Origin of the sequence: Lachnoclostridium phytofermentans (assembly GCF_000733755.1) — a bacterium.
Taxonomy (GTDB): domain Bacteria; phylum Bacillota; class Clostridia; order Lachnospirales; family Lachnospiraceae; genus Lachnoclostridium; species Lachnoclostridium phytofermentans_A.
This window is the reverse complement of sequence record NZ_JPOF01000003.1, coordinates 1-20,600: the sequence shown is the minus strand read 5'-3', so window position 1 is coordinate 20,600 and position 20,600 is coordinate 1. Positions and strand designations below refer to the sequence as shown.

Here is a 20,600-nt window from a genome sequence, read left to right as displayed (position 1 = left end):
ATGTATAAAATGTATCTAGGTGACATATTCCTACCGGTTATGCCATCAAAGATTGTTACAAGGGTAAACAATAGGAATAAAACTATTACTTTAATTAATGGCCAGGAGATAAATCTTTTAAAGTCTCCTGGTCTTACTGAAATCAGCTTTACTATATTACTGCCTGGAAATAACTATCCATTTGCAAACTACGAGGGAAAGTACAAGTCCCCCAACTGGTATCTTAATAAATTGCAAAAGTTGAAAGAGAATAAGCGATATGTCAAATTGATTGTATCAAGACTAATCAAGGGGACAGAGTGGTTTAAAACAGAGACTGATGTCACTTTAGAAGATTATACTGTTACTGAAGATGCCGACAATGGGTTTGATTTGTTGGTTGATATGAAGCTTAAGCAATATGTAAACTACGGTGTTACCTATGTACCACTTAATAATGTTGAGGATGGTGTCATTGAGAAAAAAACAAGATCATCTTCTTCGAAAAGTATCCCAAAAACTTACACTGTTAAAAAAGGAGATACTCTCTGGGCTATTGCAAAGAAACTTCTTGGTAATGGTGCAAAGTGTTGGAATCTTGCGAAGTTAAATAATATCAAAAACCCTAATCTTATCTACGTGGGGCAAGTGCTAAAGATTGAGGATGTTCCAGCAACAACGAAAAAAAGCAATCCGTCTCAGAAAACTAGCAATACGAAAACTACGTCTATTTCGCCTACTCCATTAGGAGGTATGAGTGGATTGCTAAGTAATTTGAGTGACAATCAAATCAATAATGCGTTGAAAAAGGCTACAACTACAGTTCCTTTTAGTAATGTTGGGTACGTCAAATCCATAACCGGTAACGAAGGGCAAGGGAATTATGATCTTAGAAAGGATTGGATGGGTGGAATGAATGTACCAGGTAAGCATAATAATAAATGATAAACTGTATTTTCCTGTTATACAAGGCGGTCTTGTGTGGAATACAGAACGAAAATCTACTCCTGGAACGATTAAGCTATCTATCCTTCGAGACGATTCCATGAAAATAGAAGAAGGGTGTCCAATCGCTTTAGTAGAAGATAATCTAGGAGTTTTTCACGGTTATGTTTTTTCAATCAAGGAAACAAAAGATGATTTACTAGAGATCATAGCATATGATCAGCTTCGCTACTTAAAGAATCGTGATACGTACGTGTATACTGCTTGGAGTACTGGGGATTTATTAAATCGTATTGCAACAGATTTTAGATTAAAGCTTGGTACTGTAGATGATACTGGTATCAAGCTTAAATTAGTTGAGGTAGACACAGAGTTGTTTGATATGATTAATAACTCTATTGCAGATACTGCAGATGCTACAAAAAATCTCTATATTCTTTACGATGATTATGGTGAACTGTGTTTAAGGAAGTCTACAGATTTAATCTTAAACATCGTGGTTGATACAACATCTGCAGAAGACCATGTATTTACAAGAAGCATCGATGAGAGCACCTATAATAGTATTAAACTTGCATATGCAAACGAAAAGGCTGGAACACGAGAGATATTTCAAGTATTCGACAGTAACACGATAAAAAAATGGGGAGTGCTGCAGTACTACGAACAAATCCAAAATAAAAATACAGCGAAAGATAAAGTGGAAAAATTGCTAAGTATGCATAATACACCGAAAAGAACTTTAACGATTAGGAACTGTTTTGGTGACAGCAGAGTAAGAGCAGGCTTTAGTGTGTTGGTTCCGATGTACGACACCAATGGTGAACAGAAATTCTACCCAATGATGGTGGAGAGTGCAAAGCATACCTACGAGGCAGATGCTCACTTCATGGATCTAAAATTGACAGGAGGTGTTATCAATAGCTGAGTTAGTACAATTAATTAAAAAGGCAGCCTGCGACGCTGTGGAGGCCACTAAACCGATGCAATTTGTATATGGCAAGGTGATATCAATCAATCCGCTTAAAGTATCTATTGATCAGAAGGTGATACTGACAAGCGGATTTCTAGTTGTGCCGGAGAGCTTAACCGATTACAAGATGACTGTCGAGTTCGCAGGAGCTGAAACTGCCTACACATTTAAGAATGCACTTAAAATAAATGATAAGGTGGTACTCCTTCAGCAAAAAGGTGGACAGCAGTATCTTATTTTAGATAGGGTGGTGGATAGTTAATGGTACCACAGACGAATTATGATATAACGAATCTTAATGTTTCGGAAATGCCTAGTAAAACATTTGCTCTGTCCGGAAACAAGATCATAGGGACTGTGGATGGACTGGAAGCGATTAATCAGTCTATCTATATGGCTTTAAGCGTAGAACGTTACGAACATTTGATTTACTCTTGGGATTACGGTGTTGAATTGGAAGATCTTTTTGGTAAAGATCCTTCTTATGTGTATCCAACGCTAAAGAGTCGTATTGAGGAAGCTTTATTACAAGACGACCGTATTCTTGCAGTTGATGAGTTTAATTTTGTATCAAATAAAGGAAGCGTAACTGCTAAGTTTATGGTTCATACCGTGTATGGAGATATCGAACAAGAGAAGGAGGTGAATATCTAGTGTATGAGGACATGACATATGAAGTAATTTTGAATCGAGCACTGGCTAGAATTCCGTCCGGTATCGATAAGCGAGAAGGCAGCATGATTTATACTGCAGTTGCACCGGTATGCGCTGAACTTGCGCAGATGTATGTTGAACTCGAGGGGATCATGAGTGAATCTTTTGCCGACACTGCATCAAGAGACTTCCTTATTCGAAGAGCTGCAGAGCGAGGACTATCACCTAAGGATTCAACATATGCAGTTGTCAAAGGAGTATTTAATATTGATATACCAATCGGTGCAAGGTTTACCCTGGATAAGTTTAGTTATAGAGCTACGGATAAGATATCTACAGGAACTTTCAAACTCACCTGTGAGACTTCTGGAAGCGCACCTAATGGCTCAACAGGGATTTTACTGCCAGTGGAATACATCGACGGTCTGACAAGTGCCAGTATCACAGAAATACTTATTCCAGGGGAAGAGGAAGAAGATACAGAAGCGTTCCGGAAAAGGTATTTTGATAGCTTGGATGCGCAAGCTTTTGGCGGAAATCGTGCAGATTACAAAGCAAAAGTCTTAAGCCTTGATGGTGTCGGTGCAGTAAAAATATATCGAGCTACAAACATATCTGGAGATGAGTCAGGTGGAAATGTTAAGCTAGTGATACTTAACTCTGATTATTCCAAACCTAGTACCGCTTTAGTGGATAATGCGCAATCCGCTTTAGATCCGACGGTTAATGCCGGTGATGGGATGGGGCTTGCTCCGTTATGGCATTTTGTGAATGTCACTGGAGCAGATGAGACAGTTATCAATATTACAACGACAATCACTTACCAGAGCGGATATACTTACGATGATGTTAAAAGTTATATCATTTCTGTGGTTGATAGTTATTTTAAGGAATTGGCAAGAGGCTGGCAGGAGGAAGGAAACTCTGGATTGATTGTAAGAATAAGTAAAATTGATGTGGCGTTATTAGGTATACCAGGAATAATCGATGTGACTGATACTGCAATAAATGGGAGTTCTCTTAACATTGAGCTTGATAAAAATGCTATACCAGTTAGGGGTGAAATTAATGGCAGCTAATCTTATTAGTTATGTACCTGGGGTACTCCAAGAAGTGCGTGAGTTTAAGGCAATAACAACTGCAGAGAATCCTGAAATTGATAGCTTAGACCTTGCTATCGATAAGACTTTAAATAATCAATTCATTGGTACATTGGATTCGTATGGGTGTGCTAGGTGGGAGAAGATTCTAGGTATTAAGTCTTTGGATACAGATACACTTCAGGAACGCAATTTTAGAATTCTGGCCAGAGTTAATGAGCAATTACCTTACACGTATCGAAGCTTAGAGGAAAGGCTTGCCGACCTGTGTGGTAAAGATGGATATTCTATCGTTATGGATAAAGAAAACTACGTCTTAAAGATAAAAATAGCTTTATCCGCGAAGAAGAATTTCACTTCTGTTTCTGAACTATTAGACAGGATTACTCCTTGCAATCTTATTTTAAATGTCAGTCTTTTATACAATACATGGGATATGGTTAGTGGAATGACATGGGAAGAAGCTGGAAGGCGCACATGGAATCAATTGAGAGAGGAGGCTATTTAATGGCACAATATACAGAGAATTATAACCTAGAACTACAACAGGGGACTGATTTTATCAATGTTAATGGTCTCAACACCAATTTTAATACTATTGATGGTGAATTGAAAAATTTAGAGGATAATAAGGCTCCTAAAGCACACAAGCATATGACCAGTGATATAACAGATTTTCCTACAGCGCTTCCAGCGGATGGTGGTGATGCTGATACTGTAAATGGTCACACAGTAAATGCAGACGTTCCATCAAATGCTAAATTTACAGATACAGTATATACACACCCATCAACTCATCCTGCAAGTATGATTACTGGATTACCGACGTCTTTGCCTGCAAGTGACGTATATAGTTGGGCTAAACAAGCAAATAAACCAGCATATTCTGCGTCTGAGGTCGGTGCTTTAGCTGTTAATGGTAAGGCAACAAGTGCAGGAACAGCAGATAATGCCACTAATGCAAACAATTCTGATAAGATAGATAATTATCATGTTCAAGTTGTTGCATCAGTACCAGCAAGCACAGTGGCAAACACGATTTATTTTGTAACCGAATAGGAGGGTTGTTATGCCTATTACTATAACTAATTCAAGTAATGTAAAAAGTAACACAGAAGATGTAAAGGTAACAGAATCTTCTAACAATCTAAAGCAAGTTTCAGAGGTTTGGGAATGCGATGCTAATAAAACGTTAAGATTGAAGTGGCAAAACAAGCTAAATGTTTTTATGTTTTCTGGAATGGCAGGTACCCCATATTATTCAAAAGAAGGACTGCAATGGACAAGCATTGCAAACACTCCTTTTAGTAATCAGATTCAGGGTATGGTATATTTTAAAAAATACTTTTATGTAGCTGTCATAAGAGATGGGATATATAGAACTAAGAACTTCACATCTTGGGAAAAGGTATGGGAGACAACAACAGAGTACCCAAGAAATCTAACAATAACAAATGGGAAACTGTTCGTGTGTGGTTCTGTGTTATTGGTTAGCGATGACGGAGTAAACTTTACAAATGTAAGAAGTTCTCTCAGCACTTACTCTATAGACATCATAACAATACAATATTGGAGTGCTTCAAATAGATACACTGTCATCACTACTGAGACCGGTTCAGGTGATAACAGTCAATACATTGTGACAAATAGTACCTTTGAAAAAATATCAAGTAACTACTTAGGAGCAGTTAATATTGAGATTTTCGATTCACGTTTCCATCCTTTTGATGGCATTTACGCCTTAGTGGTAATGAATAAAACCTATACTGATATAAGACTAGACGTTATTGAGTTTGATTCAAATGGAGTAAAAACAAAAAGTACTACACTTACTACGTTTGAACTTATATCAGGTATAGGTGGTGTACAATCGACTGACGGAACAAGCAACGCATTTATTCCTGCTGCCAGTCAAGGGATGTATAAAGTGTATAGAGTGGCATCAACAGGACAGTTCAATGTAGTTAGAATGGTTCCAGTCGGAAAGAGTATACATGCAACAGGTTGTCGTCAAAAAGATGGATATGTCGTTGCATTCGATGTGCAGTATTCAGGAACTGGTAAGACTCTAACAGGTAGCGCGGCAGGTCTGACAGAATCGGCATACACATTCCCATACAGAAATATTATGATGTTGGCTTACTCAAATTAATGGAGGTAATTATGTTTATATTAGTAGACCAAGCAAATGTACTACAGTATATACTAACAGTATTAGAAGAGACAGTAGATCCTAGCGGCTTAGATGTTTATAGAATAAGCGAAAACTTATTTTGCATAAAGAAAGGGATACGAGCATTCGAAGTAAATGAAATTGTAGAAGATATAGTTCCATATAAATATTGCTATACCATTGAGAAAGGATTTTACTTAAATCCAAATTGGAAAGAACCGCAAAAGTCATTAGAAGACCAGTTAGTTGACTTAAGAGATGAAAACCAAATGCTAAAAAGTGAACTAAGTTTACTACAAGAGGTCGTAAATGAGATGCTCTTGGGTGTATAGATTATTATTTAGGAAAGGAGGAACTCGTATGAAAAAGTACAGCGCAACATCACGATACTTAGTAAGTCAGATTACTGTAGGTAACTTAACCTATAAAGAAGTAGTAACAAAGCGTACTGACTTACAACAAGAAATTGATGAATACATCGATTTCATGCAGCTAGACATTGATAAAACTGTCTAACATAAAAATCTATATAATCATTTGCATACATAGGGCGCTTAGGCGCTCTTTTTTGTGTGCGGAAAGAGGAAGAATGGAAAAGTATTTCAATAAAATAAGTATAGTGATAGCTGCAATCGGTGGATGGCTTGCTGGCGCAATGGGAGGATGGGACATGCTTCTTAAGACAATTGTAGCTTTGGTTATATTAGACTACCTTACAGGGTTTATAAAGGGTATCTATACAAAATCATTGTCCAGCGAGATAGGGTTTAAAGGACTCCTTAAAAAGGTGATGATATTCATCGTCATTGCTGCAGCATATCAGATGCAACTATTGCTCGGTGAGTCGATTAAGCTTCGAGAGATTGTTATCATGTTCTTTATTTGTAATGAGGGATTGAGCTTGGTGGAAAATGCTGCAGTACTAATTCCAATGCCGGCAAGGCTTAAAGATACATTATTACAATTAAGAGATAAAACAAGTGGAGAGGATGGTGGAGACAATGGAAAAGAATAATCAAGGATTAGTGGATTACGCAAAAAAGCAAGTCGGTATTCCTTATGTCATGGGTACAAACTGCAGAGTTCTTACATCGTCTAGACTTCAATCACTGATCAATACGAACCCTGCAAAGTGGTTCACAAAGGTGCGCATTGAGGAGTGTAAAAAGTGGATAGGACAAGTTACTTCAGATTGTCACGGTCTAATTGAGGGCTACCTTAACGATACCGATCAGGATGGTGTAGTAGAATCTGGTGAAGGTACTTATGATACTGCTGCAGACAATGCGTATAACAAGGCAACTGTGAAAGGAACTATTGACACCATGGATAAGTCTGCGATAGGTCTGTGCGTTCGATACAAGGGTCACGTTGGAGTTTACATTGGAAATGGTAAAGTAGTAGAGGCTCGTGGATTTAACTACGGTGTTTGTATTACCAATCTTAGTGCTAGACCATGGACTCACTGGTACGAGCATCCAGAGATTGAATATAAGAAAGTTAAGAGAGCACTAAAGCTTACATCTCCGCGAATGAAAGGCGATGACGTTAAGGAACTGCAACGTCTGATCGGAGTGGATGATGATGGGGTGTATGGACCGGATACGGACGATAGAGTGAATGAGATACTTGAGGTTTTGGGAAGATAAAAATAGCCCCTCGGTTATGCGAGGGGCTTATAATCAATATTGAACGTATTCCAAATCTTTGTCTGTCAATGTTACTGAAGTTCCGTCCATATATTCAATCTTTATTTCGTTTAACTGTACTGTTTCAATACTGTAATTATACCAAACACATTGCCAATATCCGCTATTATCTCCAAGTATTCCTTCACCTTTTTGATAAGGGCCTGTATCCTTAACTCCTGTAGTACTTTCTCTTTTTATATCACATTTCACAGAATCGCCAACCGCATTATAAGGAGTCGCTTTAAAATAAATATATTTAATAATTTTATCTGAATTATTTGTAAATCCAATAAATAAATCAACACCACCTGCAGAATTTGGTTTTCCGACTTTAAGCTTAGTTACTCGAATAATTTCTCTTGCTTTTTCTTGAGCAGATTTTTCAGCTTCTTCTCTTGCAATATTCTCCGCTTTTTCAGCTTCCTCTCGAGCAAGTTTCTCAGCTTCTTCCTTAGCTTTAGCCTCTTCTGCAAGAACAGCATTGACAGCATTCTTTAATTCTTGCCCCTCTAAATCTTCAGGGCTTCCAGGGAATTTTTCATGCAATTCATCCGCTATTGATAAGACAGAATTGAAGTCCATTCTCTCTGCGGCTAATCGAATCATATATAATCTATTTTCAGCACCATTCTCATGATCAGATATTTTCCCTCTCAGAGAAATATTTGCGTCATTCAATATACTTATTTTCGACTGTAGGTCAGCTACATCTACATTAGCTTTATTATATTTAATAAGAATGTCTATGTATTGGTAAACAAAAAAACATAAGGCCAATATCAATAGTGTGATTACCAGTTTAGATTTACTTTTCATTGCAACCTCCATCATATCCAATATATGGTATAATGATTGTATCATAATGTGACTAAATCCGCAAATAAAAAGTGCTTGGTTACCCAAGCACTAAGCATTTAGATACTCATGTTGCATTTCGTGTTGCATAATATAGAAAAAGTGTAATATAATCGGTAAGTAAAGAACAAAACAAGAAAAATAAAAACACTTATAAAGCTAGTATTTAATAGTATCTTGCGTTTTTTCTACTTTTGGTAAGAGTTCTATAGCACGGGTTCAACTCCCGTCATCTCCACTAAAGTATGAGGATAAAAAGATTATATCAAAATCTTTTTGTTCTCTTTTTTTATGTGCTAGAACCAACTTATTATACTACAATTTCATATTGGGCATCTTCTCAAATAATTTGTAGTTCAAATTTATCTTTTCTAAAAAAGTTATGTAATCATATAATAGTAGAAGTGTCATTTAGTATATTAATTCAGAATTTTTTAATAAGAAAAAGATGTAAGCTTTTCCTTGCTATAAACAAGAAAAAGCACGCTTCTCGAACTTTTCCTTGTCATGAATAAAAGTGGTAGGGATACAAATAATATGTATCCCTACCACTGATTGTAATATAAAAATGTAGACAACTAGAAGCTTACCTATATGGTACTATTTTAAGAATTAAGTTAATTTTAGGGACTAGATATTTAGAAATTTGGATTCTAAAACAAATATCCTAAAAAATTATTCTGATTAATCTATCCCCTTATTTTTTCTTCAAATTCTCATAGCAATATTTACACATTGCTCTATATTTATCATTTCCTCCAATGTCGACTTGTTCTCCATGAGTAATTAAGTTACCCCATTCATCAAATCGAACGTTCATCGTAGCTCTACGTCCACAGGAGCAAACGGTTTTAATTTCTTGCAGGCTTTCTGCAAGTTCAATCAATCTTTGACTTCCTTCAAATAGATGTTGTTGAAAATCTGTTAATAAACCAAAGCATAAGACATTGTTATAAAATGAAATATCATATAGTTCATCCACTTGGTTTTTCGTTAAAAATTGAGCCTCATCAACCATAATGATATCAGCAGGATGCTGCTTTAAAATATCCTTAATTGAATTCTCTGGTTTCACCATAATACATTCTGCTTCAATTCCGATTCTAGACTTAATGATGGATTTCCCTTCTCGATCATCTATAGAAGGTTTTAATAATAAAACATTAAAGCCCTGTTCCTCATAATTATGGCGAATCATTAGAAGATTTGCTGATTTGCTGCTATTCATACAACCGTACTTAAAATATAATTTTGACATTCATACCTCCATTACCATCTTACTAGATTAAAACTCCTTCTATTTAAATTAGCATGAAAACTAGGAAACGAGGGAATTCTTAGTATGGTAACCCAATGCTTTTGTACTTTTTATGATATTTTACCCATATGGATTTAATTCTACCATTAGACAATAGAATAAGCAATCATTTATCAAAGAAAGCTATTTCGCTTCCGTTGTATTTTATAACAAAATATGATACGATACAAAAGCAAAGATACGTAAATAAAATTACTAATGAAACTATGTTTAACAGACATTATGAGACTATTTTAATAATGAGTTAGAAAGAAACAAAGGGAGAATACCATGCATAAGAAATTAGGAATAATGATACTATGTGGAGTCATGGCTGTAAGCTTACTAGGCTGTGGTTCAAAAAATAATGAGGATAACAATATAACACCAACGCCATCCATCACGCAGGAGGAATCCAGTAATGGAGATAGTATAGAAGAACCAACCTTAACCAAAGAAGCTAAAAAGCTTTATCAGTTTAAGGAAGCAAAGAAAGGTGATACGATCGCTGAAATCAATGTAAAAGATTTTGGCACGATTAAAATAAAACTATTTGCGAAGGATGCACCGAAAGCAGTTGAGAACTTTATCACACATGCGAAGGAAGGATATTACGATGGGGTAACATTCCATCGAATCATTGATGATTTTATGATTCAGGGTGGTGATCCACTTGGAACAGGTTTTGGTGGTGAGAGTATCTATGGTGAGCCATTTGAAGATGAATTTTCGAACGATTTATATCCATTCCGTGGTGCACTTTGTATGGCAAATAGTGGGGAGAATACAAATGGAAGCCAGTTCTTCATTGTCCAAGCGGACGCAAAACAGGTAAATCTTTTAAGGGATTTAGCTAAGGAGTATTATGATTTATCCTTTATAGATTATGTTCAGAAGGCATATGGTGTAGTATTATCTTCAAGTGAATTGGATCGATTTTTAACTTATGGTGGAACACCTTGGTTAACCAGAAAGCATACTGTGTTTGGTCAAGTATTAGAGGGATTTGATGTGTTGGATGCTATTGCTAAAACCGAGAAGGCAGACGATCAAGGAACCCCAAAGACTCCGGTTGTAATTGAAACTATAACAATATCAGAAGTTAAGTAAAGAGAATATTGTTTAACAAATTAGATACAGTTTTATATTAAGAAAAAAGGAGGAATTAGGATTGTTTGAGTTTGATGGATATGGTTATGCTACTGCAAAAGAGATGGATTTAGCTAAAAAGGAGGCTGAGTCGATTGTCTATATTAAAAGTAGAACAGACTTTAAGGACAGAGAAAAGCTAAAAAAACTATATGAAGGATTAATAGAAAAACAATCCTTTGTTACTCCAACTGGCATCAATTTTCTTAGAGAGATACAAAAAGAACTGAATGCATTCTCTGATAAAACGGTGAGCCCAGTGTTTGTTACAGTGCCTACGTATATGAAAAAAGGAGCATTTGGACGTAGTGAATCCTTTCAGCAGATGTCAGAGGATCAAAAACAAGGGAAAAAAGATATTTTACAAGGAAAACTAAGAAACCTACGAATTATCAATGCTTTTTTAATCTTGATCATTATTGGAATGTTTGTATCCGTGTTACTTAGTAACAATTCACCTTTTACAGATGCTGAGGTGAAGATTCAAAACAAGTATTCAGCATGGGAGAAGGAATTGTCTGAAAGAGAAAATGCAATACTAGAAAAAGAACAGGAGCTATTACAGCAAGATAAGGGAAACTAGTTATAAGGTTTTCACAAATTCTACATAGATCTTTGTTATGCTGTAGAAAAGAGTGGAGGTACGATATGGAACGCTTAAAAGTTTTAGTGGTAGATGATGAGAGTAGAATGCGCAAATTAGTAAAGGATTTTCTTTCTCGTAGTAACTATGATGTATTAGAAGCTGAGAATGGAGAACAAGCAATTGATATTTTCTTTGAGCAGAAAGATATTTCGCTAATTATTCTAGATGTCATGATGCCAAAGATGGATGGGTGGCAAGTATGTAGAGAAATCCGTAAATTTTCAAAGGTACCTATTATTATGCTTACTGCAAAAAGCGATGAGAAAGATGAATTGTTAGGGTTTGAGCTTGGTGTGGATGAATATATTTCAAAACCATTTAGTCCTAAAATTTTAGTAGCACGTGTGGAAGCTATTGTACGTCGAGCAATCCAAACATCGGAGGAGACAATTGAAATTGGTGGTATCTTGGTAGATAAAGCAGCTCATGAAGTAAAGATTGAGGGAGTGGCAATCGAACTAAGCGTCAAAGAGTTTGAACTGTTGACTTATTTTATAACGAATAGAGGAGTTGCTTTATCTAGAGAGAAGATTTTAAATAATGTATGGAATTATGATTACTTTGGGGATGCAAGAACTATTGATACTCATGTGAAGAAGCTTCGTAGTAAAATGGGGGATAAGGGTGATTATATCAAGACCATTTGGGGAATGGGCTATAAATTTGAGGTGGTTTAATGAAACATTCCTTACGGCTTAAAATAACTTTCTTACTTACTGTATCGCTCGCATCTACGATTTTTTTGTGTTGGGCACTAAATAAATCATTCTTAACTGATTACTATCAGTATAGCAAGATAAAATCATTGGATTCTGTATTTTATGAGATTAATAACACTTTTAATGATAGCAGTCAAAAAGGTGGTGTATTAACTCAGGATCAATTAGTGATGATGGATCGTATGATTTCTAGAAATAATGCAAGTGCCTACATCACAGTAGATGCTAATATGGATTTGATGGTATATCGATCCAATGGTACGGAGCGTGACACTCAGCGTGTAAAGAAATCAATGAAAGCGTACTTATATTGGAATTCACCAGATACAATGATTGATAAAATAGAATGGATGAAATCTAGTGATCAATACGATGTTTTTATCCAGCATGACGCATTGATGCAGATGAATTATCTTGATTTAATTGGAAGATTAGATAGTGGATTTGTCGTATTCATACGAACTAATATGGAAAATCTTCAGGAGAGTTCTGCGATATCCAATAATTTTTTAGCGTACGTCGGAATTTTTGTAACTGTGGTTGGCACAATAGTTATGTTCTTTATTAGCAGAAGCTTCACAAAACCTATTTTAGTACTGGAAAGTATCGCTAAGAAAATGTCAGATCTTGATTTTAATGCGAAGTATGAGGGGACGTCTCAAGATGAGCTTGGGCAGCTTGGGAATAGCATTAATATGCTTTCTGAAAAATTAGAACATACAATTTCTGAATTAAAGGTTGCGAATATTGAATTACAATCCGATATTGAACATAAAGTACAAATTGACGAGATGAGGAAGGAATTCTTATCAAACGTCACTCATGAGCTGAAAACACCAATCGCTCTCATACAAGGGTATGCGGAAGGATTAAAGGACAATATTTCGGAGGATGAACAGAGTAGGGAATTTTATTGTGAAGTTATTATTGATGAAGCAATGAAGATGAATAAGATGGTAAAAAAACTTCTCAGTTTGAATCAATTAGAATTTGGAAATAGTCAACCAGAAATTATTCGTTTTGACATTGTATCTTTGATCAAATCCGTTATTCAATCAACCGATATTCTATGCAAACAAAAAGAGATTAGGGTAATCTTTGAGGAAAAATCTCCTTGTTATGTGTGGGCAGACGAGTACATGATTGAAGAAGTTGTGACGAATTATGTTAGCAATGCAATCAATCATGCAGATGGTGCTAAAATCATTGAAATCAAATTAATTCATATGGTGAATGTAGTTCGTGTTGCTGTTTTTAATACTGGGGAATTAATTCCAGAAGAGGATTTAGAGAAAGTATGGATTAAATTCTATAAGGTTGACAAAGCAAGAACCCGAGAATATGGAGGAAACGGTATCGGTTTGTCCATCGTAAAAGCCATTATGAATTCACACAATAAGGAATGTGGTGTTGTAAACCACTCAAATGGTGTTGAATTTTGGTTTGAATTAGATATTACATCATAACTATGAAATTCGTTGCCGAATTGGAACAAAAGTGGTATGATAAGAGAAGCAATTGAGTGATAGAAAAAATATAGAGTTCACTTCCATAGGAGGAGATATGTTGAAAAAAAGATTATTGCTAGCTTTAGCAGTAGTTTCTATGTTTGGATTAACCGGTTGTGCCACCTCAATTCGGCTGACGGAAAATGAAAATAATATTGTTGCAGAATACCTAGCGGGCGTATTATTAAGTCAACAAAGGTCTTATGACCAAGCATTAATAGAACCATCACCATCGCCAACCCCAGCACCTACCTTAACCCCGACTCCTTCAAAGGATGGAAAACCTACCCAGGATTCTAGCCAAGGAAATGCTAGTGGCAATCAGAGTAGCTCTAATGTACAAGCAAACGCAGATTTCACAGAAGTTATTGGGATTAAGAATTTAACAATAGAATATACTGGTTATGATATGGTAAGTAGTTTTTCGGATGAGTATTTTTCTTTAGATGCCTCTAAAGATAAACAGTTGATGGTAATTAAGTTTGATGTAAAAAACTCATCTAAAAATGCAATAAAGCTTCAATTATCTGATGCAGAGATTCAATATCAGCTAGATATTAATACGGGGATAATTGTGAAACCACAATTAACATTTATGTTAAATGATTTACGTTATATAGATTTAGAAATTGGTGGCAAGGAAAGCAAGGAGACTATAATAATCTTTGAAGTACCAAAAAAACAAGAGATAAAAACAGCTAATCTCATAATTTCAAAAGAAGAAAAGACAGCTATCATTAAGCTTAAATAGCTAATTTTAAGTATAGTATATTTTGGTAAGGGAGTGTAACATGGAAGTAGTTTTTAAGGAAAAGAAACGTACAAAGTTGTTTGGATTACCATTGTGTTTTGTTACATATCGCATTGGACCGGATAAAATCAACATACAAAGTGGATTTCTAAGTATTGTTGAGGATGATGCGTATATGTATAAAGTACAAGATGTAAGGTTAACACGAAGTTTTCTGGAAAGAGTTTTCGGCCTTGGTACTGTTACTTGTTATACTGGGGATAAAACCCATCCAGAGCTTAAGCTAATGCATATTCGTAAGAGTTCAAGCATTAAGGAATACTTAATGGAAGCTTCAGAAGAGGCAAGAAGAAAACGTAGAACCATGCATACCTTAGATATTGATGGAGAAGATCTAGAAGATATGAATGAGGATGATATGGAAGATAGAAATTAGTTTTTGGTACGACTCCTCTTCAGCGTATAGTTACTAATTAAATTATAAAGGGATGTTATCTTAGTGGTGATGATTTCACTATTTAGATAGCATCCTTTTTTATTTTTTTTACCTATCCGTAAGAGGCAGAATTTATACATACAGATAACCTGTACAATGCTTTTATAAATATCCCATAAATCGTGTGAAAAAGTCCATGCAATGACTCATGGAAATAGTTCGTGTACTGGGGCGTGGAAATGGCTGATGGAAATAAGAGCTTGGTGATTTAACATAAAATCATAGGATTTTATGGACAAATAGTATGAATATGGAATGCTAGTATAGCACATCCTAATGGATATCCGAAGAATTCTTATAGTATCGGGTAACTTAAACAGCTGGAGGAAAATAATAATGAGAAAAAAGCGAATTCTTTTATTACTGATAAGTATACTAGTCTTTACTGTCGTAGGTTGCCGTTCTAACACGGTTACAGAAACTGGACAAAAGGTGCAGATATGGAATATTGCTTCGATTCAAACAGAGACGCACCCTCAAACACTAGCAGTAAAGAAGATGGGAGAAATCTTTTCTGAACTAACCAATGGCAGATATAGGTTTGAAGTATACCCAAATGAACTATTAGGGCCACAAAGAGAAACGTTAGAACAAGTACAATATGGAATTATTGAGATGGCTGTTATTGGTAATGCTAATATTTCTAGTTTTGAGGATGGTTTCTTGACTTTTGAAATGCCGTTTTTATTTGATGATGAAGAGCACCAAAAACGTTTTTTTGAAACTTCCGAGATTGTACCAGAGTTATTTAAGAAAACGGAAAGCTATAATTTCAAAATAGTGACATTCTTTACAGCAGGAACTAGAAATATGTATGCGAGTAAACCAATACGTGCATTGTCGGATTTAAAAGGTATGAAAATTAGAACAGCAGAGTCAGACACATATGCAAAGATGATGAGATATCTCGGTGGTTCTGCTACTCCGATGTCATTTGGTGAAGTTTTTACCGCAATACAATCTGGGGTCGTAGATGGTGCTGAGAATAATGAAGCTTCTTATAATAATTCCAAACATTATGAAATAGCCCCTTATTATTCTTATACAAAACATTTGATTGTTCCTGACTATCTCATTGTGAATACAAATGCTTATGATAGTTTGTCACAAGAAGATAAGGAGGCCTTCGATGAAGCAGCACGTAAGGCAGCAGAGTATGAAATTAAATTATGGGCAGAAGATGCAGAGCGTAGTAAAGAAGCAGTTATCGCTGGTGGAGCAACGATGATCGAAGATGTGGATGTGGAAGCATTAAGGAATGCCTGCCTTCCGCTTCATGATGAATTGTGTGCAAACCCTGAAATTAAGAAGGTTTACGATGCAGTTATGGCAACATCAGACAAAAAAAACAAGAAATAAGTGCGTAACGCAACGCACAGATGGGAAGTTATATGAAGGTATTGAGAAAGGTTATAGATAAAATAACAGAAATAATTGCAAGCTTGATTCTTGCAGTCATGACGATTCTAGTTACATGGCAAGTGATAACAAGGTTTGTACTTAAGGCTCCAAGTACAATCACAGAAGCATTGGCAAAATATTTATTTATATGGCTTGTTTTAGTTACAGCTGCATATGTCGTTGGAAAACGAGAACACATGTCTCTTGGTTTTTTTGTTGGTAAATTTTCAAATAAAACAAGAGCTATCTTTCTAATCGTTACAGAACTTGTAATTTTTGCTTTTGTTGTAATTGTTCTAGTATATGGCGGGGGATATATCTCACTTCATGCGATGAATCAGATGGATTCTGCTCTTCCGGTTCCAGTAGGAGTAATATATTTAGCACTACCAGTTGGTGGAGTATTATCGGCGTTTTATTCTTTCTGTAATATCGTTGATGCAATTACTAATTTTAAAAGAACCTAGAAAATGCGAGAAATAGAGCTTTCATGAAAAGCTAGTGATTACGATAAAAATTATTGAGTAATTTGATTATCTTTTTATAAATACTTTGAAAGGAGCAATTATGGATACAGCGTTGATGTGTGGTCTAATTATGATTGTGGTAATACTTGTTCTTTTATTTATTGGAACGCCAATCAGTATCAGTCTTGGATGCGGAGCAGTGTTAGCAATGACTGTAGTATTACCTGGGACGAAAGCAGCCCTGATGGCAGCACAAAAGTCTTTTACTGGTATGAATTCATTTACTTTACTGGCAATTCCCTTTTTTATTCTTGCTGGTATTATCATGAATAATGGAGGGATAGCAAAGCGTCTGGTGGATTTAGCTAAAGTTTTAGTTGGGCGATTACCAGGGTCTTTGGCTTTAACCAATGTAGTAGCAAATATGTTATTCGGAGCTATCTCTGGTAGTGGTTCTGCCTCTTGTGCAGCAATTGGTGGTATTATGGGGCCGATGGAGGATAAGGAGGGATATGATAAGGATTTTTCTTCCGCAGTTAATATCGCATCAGCTCCAGCTGGAATATTAATCCCACCAAGTAATACATTAATTATTTTTTCTACGGTTGCTGGTGGGGTGTCTATAACTTCCTTATTTCTAGGTGGATATATTCCAGGAATTCTATGGGGATTAGGAGTTATGGTAGTTGCATTTGTGATGGCAAAAAAGAGAGGATATAAAGGAACACAAGGCGTATCTGGCGCTGTTGCTCTAAAAACTTTTTTTGATGCCATTCCTAGTTTATTATTAATTGTTATTGTTATCGGTGGAATTTTGGGTGGTATTTTCACTCCAACAGAAGGTTCTGCAATAGCTGTTTGTTATGCACTGATTCTGTCATTCCTTTATCGTACAATAAAGTTTTCTGACTTACCCAAAATATTGTTAGAGTCATCCAAATTAACTTGCATCATCGTATTTTTAATTGGGCTTTCTTCCATTATGTCTTGGATCTTAGCTTTTACTAAAATTCCTAATTTGGTTGCGGATTCTATCCTTGGATTTTCAGATAATCCGATTATCATTTTATTATTGATGAATGTAATACTTCTTATATTAGGAACATTTATGGACCCAACGCCTGCAATTCTTATATTTACCCCGATTTTCCTTCCTATTGTTGAGAGTTTCGGAATGAATCCAGTTCATTTTGGAGTTATGATGACATTCAACCTATGTATTGGTTGTATCACTCCTCCGGTAGGTGCGATTTTATTTACTGGATGTAAAGTTGCACAAGTGACAATAGAAGAGGTTATAAAAACATTGCTACCTTATTTCGTGGTTCTAATAGCGATTTTATTGCTTGTTACGTTTTGGTCTCCGCTTACATTATTTATACCCAAATTAGCAAAGTTAATTTAATTAATAGCGACATGACACGATAAATTTTCATGTCGCTTACATAAGAACATATGCCATATTCAGGGGTTTTCTATGGACATTCTAGATACTCTATAGTACAATAAGGTGAATGGTAGATACCCATTACTGAGGGGGATTGTAAAAAGGAGGTTTTTCATGGTTGAGATAAGAATTGAAAATTGCCCATATTGTGGAAGTGAGGATATGGGATGGGGATATCAAAGTGCTCAGGGGGCCGTTATGACTGGAAAATCCGGATATGCTGGATCTAAAGTTGAACATATGATTTGCACAGAATGTGGTAGTATAGTACATAGTAGGGTTGCTAAACCAGAACTCTTTAAGAATATAACTAAGGATAAAGCGAAACCTAGAAAAAGAAGACGTAAAGTAGCAAAAGTAAATGAAGCAAGCTCCGATGTAGCAACCATGGATAAATAGATTTTGATTAACTAAAGTTATAAGTTTAATGGAAAGATACTTCCTTATGATTAAGGTGTATCTTTTCTTTCTTTTGTAGTTGGTTTTAAGATTAAGGAGATATAGTGGCTTGTATTTAAATTAAAGAAAGAGGATTGCGATTTAATTAAGATTTCATGGATATGTAATCGGATGTAACTCTAAAGCCGTGCTTCTTATTTAATTATTATAGTATTGAAAACTCATAAGTAGCAAGAATCCATTTCAGTTGAGGAAGAAAACAGAGATAGTAAATAGTGAGGGAAATGGTATACCTAACTTATAGAATATTAGGGTTTGATTTATAAAGTCTTAGCATGAGTATAAAGTATTAACAAGTACATAAAGTCACAGAATGTATATAAAGTTTTAACATCTATATAAAGTCTTAACATCTACATAAAGTCACAGCATAACAAATGAGAATATTCTTAGTTATGTATATACTGAGGATTTGAACTTACTTAGTGTTAATGGATTTTATGACGTATTAAAAAACCAGATTTTACTATAAATTAATACAAAATTAGTATTGACTTAATTCAGCTTCAATGGTAAACTATCAAAGCTGTCTCTTTTGAAATAGAATTGTCAGATAAAAACAATCTAGAAAAATGAACAGTTGACAACTGACTTATGTTGTGATATTATTGCAAAGCATCAAATTGTATTAATTTTATGCAAAATAAGAATAAAACATAAAATAAATAAAAAATATGCTTGACAGTTGAATAAACTCGTGGTAAACTTATCAAGTCGCTTCGGTGATAAAAAATAAAATCAAAAAAGTGCTTGACAAATTAAAACACTTTATGATAAAATAAACGAGTTGTTGTCGAAACAACAAGCATGAACATTGATAACTGAACAGTGAAACAACCTTGAAATTCGTTGAGAATAAAGTCCAAGCAGAGATGTTTGGCAAAGAACTGTGTTTGAAGAAATTCAGACACAACCCTAAATCAGTAAACGGAATCAAAGATTGATAACTAAGGCAACTTAGAAGTCAGCAATTGTTCTGAATGGTTAAAACATCAAAAAAGGTACCTAATTGACCAACGTCAATTAGTATCAGTTTTTAACTTTGTTAAAAACTTTAATTTGAGAGTTTGATCCTGGCTCAGGATGAACGCTGGCGGCGTGCTTAACACATGCAAGTCGAACGGAGTTTTTAAACGGAAGTTTTCGGATGGAAGTTTAAAAACTTAGTGGCGGACGGGTGAGTAACGCGTGGGTAACCTGCCTCATACAGGGGGATAACAGTCGGAAACGATTGCTAACACCGCATAACATAGCGAAACCGCATGATTTTGCTATCAAATATTTATAGGTATGAGATGGGCCCGCGTCTGATTAGCTAGTTGGTGGGGTAAAGGCCTACCAAGGCGACGATCAGTAGCCGGCTTGAGAGAGTGACCGGCCACATTGGGACTGAGACACGGCCCAAACTCCTACGGGAGGCAGCAGTGGGGAATATTGGACAATGGGGGCAACCCTGATCCAGCGACGCCGCGTGAGTGAAGAAGTATTTCGGTATGTAAAGCTCTATCAGCAGGGAAGATAATGACAGTACCTGACTAAGAAGCCCCGGCTAACTACGTGCCAGCAGCCGCGGTAATACGTAGGGGGCAAGCGTTATCCGGATTTACTGGGTGTAAAGGGAGCGTAGGTGGTAGGTCAAGTCAGATGTGAAAGCCCAGGGCTCAACCCTGGGACTGCATTTGAAACTGGCATACTAGAGTGCAGGAGAGGTAAGTGGAATTCCTAGTGTAGCGGTGAAATGCGTAGATATTAGGAGGAACACCAGTGGCGAAGGCGGCTTACTGGACTGTAACTGACACTGAGGCTCGAAAGCGTGGGGAGCAAACAGGATTAGATACCCTGGTAGTCCACGCCGTAAACGATGAATACTAGCTGTCGGGGCTATCATGG

The 20,600-nt window shown here is 35.9% G+C and carries 24 protein-coding genes and 1 rRNA gene; 23 read left to right on the top strand and 2 right to left on the bottom strand.

Annotated elements, in window-relative coordinates; translation table 11 throughout:
• The 12 genes from CC92_RS0105450 to CC92_RS0105395 all read left to right on the top strand — a co-directional run bounded on the left by CC92_RS0105450 (position 1) and on the right by CC92_RS0105395 (position 7,473).
• A complete protein-coding gene (locus tag CC92_RS0105450) occupies positions 1-924 on the top strand; it encodes a M23 family metallopeptidase (protein ID WP_051650818.1) in 924 nt (307 codons plus the stop codon).
• Positions 896-1,852 carry an XkdQ/YqbQ family protein gene (locus CC92_RS0105445; protein WP_029503993.1) on the top strand — a complete coding sequence of 319 codons (957 nt, stop codon included), beginning with the start codon at positions 896-898 and terminating at the stop codon, positions 1,850-1,852. The genes CC92_RS0105450 and CC92_RS0105445 overlap by 29 nt, the downstream gene beginning before the upstream one ends.
• Positions 1,836-2,159: a DUF2577 domain-containing protein gene (locus CC92_RS0105440; protein WP_029503994.1), complete on the top strand. Its 324-nt coding sequence runs from the start codon at positions 1,836-1,838 to the stop codon at positions 2,157-2,159. Before CC92_RS0105445 ends, CC92_RS0105440 begins: the two co-directional genes overlap by 17 nt.
• Positions 2,159-2,551, top strand: coding sequence for a DUF2634 domain-containing protein (locus tag CC92_RS0105435; protein ID WP_029503995.1), 393 nt, complete (start codon positions 2,159-2,161; stop codon positions 2,549-2,551). The genes CC92_RS0105440 and CC92_RS0105435 overlap by 1 nt, the downstream gene beginning before the upstream one ends.
• The gene (locus tag CC92_RS0105430) at positions 2,551-3,630 is read left to right on the top strand and encodes a baseplate J/gp47 family protein (RefSeq protein WP_029503996.1); all 1,080 of its coding nucleotides are present in this window, start codon (positions 2,551-2,553) and stop codon (positions 3,628-3,630) included. Before CC92_RS0105435 ends, CC92_RS0105430 begins: the two co-directional genes overlap by 1 nt.
• Positions 3,620-4,159 carry a YmfQ family protein gene (locus CC92_RS20760; RefSeq protein ID WP_029503998.1) on the top strand — a complete coding sequence of 180 codons (540 nt, stop codon included), beginning with the start codon at positions 3,620-3,622 and terminating at the stop codon, positions 4,157-4,159. Before CC92_RS0105430 ends, CC92_RS20760 begins: the two co-directional genes overlap by 11 nt.
• Entirely contained in the window at positions 4,105-4,710 is a 606-nt protein-coding gene (locus CC92_RS22430) for a hypothetical protein (protein WP_155998430.1), read from the top strand. Before CC92_RS20760 ends, CC92_RS22430 begins: the two co-directional genes overlap by 55 nt.
• Positions 4,711-4,720: 10 nt before the next feature.
• Positions 4,721-5,803: a hypothetical protein gene (locus CC92_RS0105415; protein ID WP_029504000.1), complete on the top strand. Its 1,083-nt coding sequence runs from the start codon at positions 4,721-4,723 to the stop codon at positions 5,801-5,803.
• An 11-nt stretch (positions 5,804-5,814) separates the two neighbouring features.
• Positions 5,815-6,156: a bZIP transcription factor gene (locus CC92_RS0105410; protein WP_029504002.1), complete on the top strand. Its 342-nt coding sequence runs from the start codon at positions 5,815-5,817 to the stop codon at positions 6,154-6,156.
• Positions 6,157-6,184: 28 nt separating this feature from the next.
• Positions 6,185-6,340, top strand: coding sequence for a hypothetical protein (locus CC92_RS22425; protein WP_155998432.1), 156 nt, complete (start codon positions 6,185-6,187; stop codon positions 6,338-6,340).
• Positions 6,341-6,413: 73 nt separating this feature from the next.
• The gene (locus tag CC92_RS0105400) at positions 6,414-6,839 is read left to right on the top strand and encodes a phage holin family protein (RefSeq protein ID WP_029504004.1); all 426 of its coding nucleotides are present in this window, start codon (positions 6,414-6,416) and stop codon (positions 6,837-6,839) included.
• Positions 6,826-7,473, top strand: coding sequence for a peptidoglycan-binding domain-containing protein (locus tag CC92_RS0105395; protein WP_051650820.1), 648 nt, complete (start codon positions 6,826-6,828; stop codon positions 7,471-7,473). Before CC92_RS0105400 ends, CC92_RS0105395 begins: the two co-directional genes overlap by 14 nt.
• Before the next feature lie 33 nt (positions 7,474-7,506).
• Here the strand turns inward: CC92_RS0105395 and CC92_RS0105390 are convergent, their stop codons facing one another.
• Positions 7,507-8,331: a hypothetical protein gene (locus tag CC92_RS0105390; protein WP_029504006.1), complete on the bottom strand. Its 825-nt coding sequence runs from the start codon at positions 8,329-8,331 to the stop codon at positions 7,507-7,509.
• 736 nt (positions 8,332-9,067) lie between these two features.
• On the bottom strand, positions 9,068-9,628 hold the full coding sequence (locus CC92_RS0105385; protein ID WP_029504007.1) for a thymidine kinase: 561 nt from the start codon (positions 9,626-9,628) through the stop codon (positions 9,068-9,070).
• A 330-nt stretch (positions 9,629-9,958) separates the two neighbouring features.
• On the opposite strand from CC92_RS0105385, the gene CC92_RS0105380 reads away from it, so the two are divergent.
• The 11 genes from CC92_RS0105380 to CC92_RS0105330 form a co-directional block, all read left to right on the top strand.
• Positions 9,959-10,777, top strand: a complete 819-nt coding sequence (locus tag CC92_RS0105380; protein ID WP_029504008.1) for a peptidylprolyl isomerase — start codon at positions 9,959-9,961, stop codon at positions 10,775-10,777.
• Between the two features lie 61 nt (positions 10,778-10,838).
• Entirely contained in the window at positions 10,839-11,399 is a 561-nt protein-coding gene (locus CC92_RS0105375; protein ID WP_029504010.1) for a hypothetical protein, read from the top strand.
• 65 nt (positions 11,400-11,464) lie between these two features.
• Positions 11,465-12,139 carry a response regulator transcription factor gene (locus CC92_RS0105370; protein ID WP_029504011.1) on the top strand — a complete coding sequence of 225 codons (675 nt, stop codon included), beginning with the start codon at positions 11,465-11,467 and terminating at the stop codon, positions 12,137-12,139.
• Positions 12,139-13,647 carry a sensor histidine kinase gene (locus tag CC92_RS0105365; RefSeq protein ID WP_029504012.1) on the top strand — a complete coding sequence of 503 codons (1,509 nt, stop codon included), beginning with the start codon at positions 12,139-12,141 and terminating at the stop codon, positions 13,645-13,647. Before CC92_RS0105370 ends, CC92_RS0105365 begins: the two co-directional genes overlap by 1 nt.
• A gap of 97 nt (positions 13,648-13,744) precedes the next feature.
• The gene (locus tag CC92_RS0105360; RefSeq protein WP_029504013.1) at positions 13,745-14,440 is read left to right on the top strand and encodes a hypothetical protein; all 696 of its coding nucleotides are present in this window, start codon (positions 13,745-13,747) and stop codon (positions 14,438-14,440) included.
• A gap of 40 nt (positions 14,441-14,480) precedes the next feature.
• Positions 14,481-14,876, top strand: a complete 396-nt coding sequence (locus tag CC92_RS0105355) for a PH domain-containing protein (protein ID WP_029504014.1) — start codon at positions 14,481-14,483, stop codon at positions 14,874-14,876.
• A 396-nt stretch (positions 14,877-15,272) separates the two neighbouring features.
• The gene (locus tag CC92_RS0105350; RefSeq protein WP_029504015.1) at positions 15,273-16,295 is read left to right on the top strand and encodes a TRAP transporter substrate-binding protein; all 1,023 of its coding nucleotides are present in this window, start codon (positions 15,273-15,275) and stop codon (positions 16,293-16,295) included.
• Between the two features lie 32 nt (positions 16,296-16,327).
• On the top strand, positions 16,328-16,804 hold the full coding sequence (locus CC92_RS0105345) for a TRAP transporter small permease (protein ID WP_029504016.1): 477 nt from the start codon (positions 16,328-16,330) through the stop codon (positions 16,802-16,804).
• Positions 16,805-16,904: 100 nt separating this feature from the next.
• A complete protein-coding gene (locus tag CC92_RS0105340) occupies positions 16,905-18,209 on the top strand; it encodes a TRAP transporter large permease (RefSeq protein ID WP_029504017.1) in 1,305 nt (434 codons plus the stop codon).
• 156 nt (positions 18,210-18,365) lie between these two features.
• A complete protein-coding gene (locus CC92_RS22780) occupies positions 18,366-18,650 on the top strand; it encodes a hypothetical protein (protein ID WP_051650821.1) in 285 nt (94 codons plus the stop codon).
• 1,115 nt (positions 18,651-19,765) lie between these two features.
• Positions 19,766-20,600 (top strand): 16S ribosomal RNA (locus tag CC92_RS0105330); the annotation flags it as partial.